This is a genomic window from Kitasatospora sp. NPDC091257 (genome assembly GCF_044757675.1).
GTDB lineage: Bacteria > Actinomycetota > Actinomycetes > Streptomycetales > Streptomycetaceae > Kitasatospora > Kitasatospora lactacystinica.
Window position 1 is genome coordinate 1 of the sequence record NZ_JBIVVI010001369.1, and the last position, 2,197, is coordinate 2,197.

The 2,197-nt window shown below is 78.8% G+C and carries 1 protein-coding gene and 1 pseudogene; both read right to left on the reverse strand.

The genetic code is table 11. The features are described from left to right. Positions 1 to 1,166, reverse strand: a pseudogene (locus ACIQOV_RS38370) (hypothetical protein); the annotation flags it as partial. Between the two features lie 85 nt (positions 1,167 to 1,251). Then, the gene (locus ACIQOV_RS38375; RefSeq protein ID WP_401055403.1) at positions 1,252 to 2,196 is read right to left on the reverse strand and encodes an SMI1/KNR4 family protein; all 945 of its coding nucleotides are present in this window, start codon (positions 2,194 to 2,196) and stop codon (positions 1,252 to 1,254) included. Position 2,197: the final 1 nt, after the last annotated feature.

Here is a 2,197-nt window from a genome sequence, read left to right on the forward strand (position 1 = left end):
CCCTCCGGGGCGCCGGGGACCGGGGCACCGGGCAGGCCGGCGAGGCCGGGCATGCCGCCCGGCGGGGCCAGCATCGTCGGGGCGTGCTCCGCCTGCGGTCCAGTGGCGGGCGGGGCGGCCGGGGCACCCGGCAGGCCCATCAGCCCGGGCATGGCGTCCGGCGAGGCGAGCAGGGTCGGCGCCGGCTCGGCGGCCGGGGCGGGTGCCGGGGCCACCGGGGCCGGCGGGGCGGGCGGGGCGGCCGGCGGCTCGGCGAACGGCGGGACCGGGGGCATGCCGTGGCCGCCGCTCGTCGGCGGCATCAGCATGGTCGCGGCCTCGGCACCCGCCGGCGCGGCGGGCTCGGGCAGGTCCGAGCCGGTGATCCGCAGCCCCTCGGGCATCAGGACGGTGGCGGCGTCGCCCCCGTCCGACGGGCCCGGCACACCAGGAACACCGGGCACACCGGGCGCGACGGGCGCGACCGGAGCCACGGGCGGCGGCACCGGCGCGACGGCCTGCGGCTGCGGCGAGGGCTGCGGAGCGACGACCGGCTCCTCGTGCCCGGGCGGCGGCGCGAGCATGGTGGGCGCGTCCCCGGCGGGCCGGCCGGAGACCGGCGGCTCGGTCAGCACGGCCGGGGCGGGCAGCGGCGCGGGAACGGGCTGCGGCGCCGGAACGGGCCGCTCCTCGACGGGCGTGGCAGCGGCGGCGCCGGGCATGGCAGCGGCAGCATCGGCCGCGACCGGGGCCTCGGCACCCTGCGGCCCGGCCGGGGCCGTCCCGAGCCGCTCCGCCTCCGCCGCGATCGCCGCGGCCCCCGCCTCCTGGAGCCACTGCGGCGGGCTGAGCAGGAAGGAGGTGGCCTCCACCGGTCCGGGCGCGGGCTTCGCCGCCCCGGCCGGGTTGGCCGCCACCGGCCGCCCGTAGACCTCCTCGTACTGCCGGACCACCTCGTTGACGGGCAGCGCGGGCCACAGCGTGCTGGCGCCCGAGTCCCGGGCGATCACCAGCCGTGCCTCCCCCGTGCCGCCGCCCGTGCCCTCGGCCGGGCCCGCGGGCGCCACCGCCCAGCAGACGAAGCCCAGGTCGAACTCCCGGACCCGCACCTCGCGCTGCTGCGAGCGCGGCACCCCGCCGTTGATCCACTCCTCGGCGAGCTCCTGCGCCTGCGCGTACGTCACCACGCCCGGTTCACCCCTGTCCGCATCCTCTTCGTCCCCCGTTCCACCGACACCACCGACACCACCGCGACCACCGCGACCACGCGCCTCAGCCCACCGGGACGGCCCGGGCGAACCCGCCGTCCACCATCAGCTCCGCGACCGTCTCCAGCTCCGGCGGGCTGCCCGCCAACCGCAGCAGGAAGGCGTCGAAGTCCTCGCCGCAGGGCAGCAGCAGCCGGGCGCAGCGGTCCTCCGGGGCCTCCGGGGCACCGGTGTCGCGGGCGTCGTCGTGCAGGTGGAACCAGACCGAGCCGGTCCGCTCGCCGCGCACCTTGAGCGCGACCAGGCCGCCCTGGGCGTAGGCGACGGCCAGGTAGTCCTTGGTGAGGTGGTCGCGCAGGCACTTGTTGGTGTACACGACGTCCGCGGTGCCGTACTCCTCGGTGAGCGTCAGGAAGGGCTGGTCGAGCAGCAGTCCGAGCTCGGTGTCCAGCGCCACGCCGACCGGGGTGCGGCCGCCGCCCAGCTTGAGGAAGGTGCGGTAGGCGTCGGGCAGCCGGTAGCCGAGGCGCTGCTCGGCGCGCTGCACGAGGTCCTCGGGGACGCCGATCGGGTCGCCGCCGTCCCCGGCCAGCGAGAAGTGCACCGCCCGGCGCTCCTGCAGGGGGCGGGTGCCGCGGCGGGTGTGGTCGGCGGCGGAGGTGGCCAGGCCGCCGTGGTGCCGCAGCAGCGCCTTGACCTCGACCGGCACGAGCTCCATCCGCCGCCAGCCGGGGGCGGCCCGGCCGACCGCGTGGTGCCAGGTCCAGCCGGGCGGGGTGGCGACGGCGGTCGAGAGGTCGGCCCAGAGCGGGTGGCCCTGGGTGTAGAGCGCGGCGTTGGCCGACACGTAGTCGGTCAGTCGCAGCTCGTCCACGCCGAAGCCCTCCGGCGGGTCGGCCACCTCGGCCGCGGCGGCGGCGTACGGGCCGAAGTCCGGAAAGCCGTACTCGTCCACCCTGACCCCGGCGGGGTGCCGCTCCGCGCGGACCGGGTCCGGGAACTGCACCACC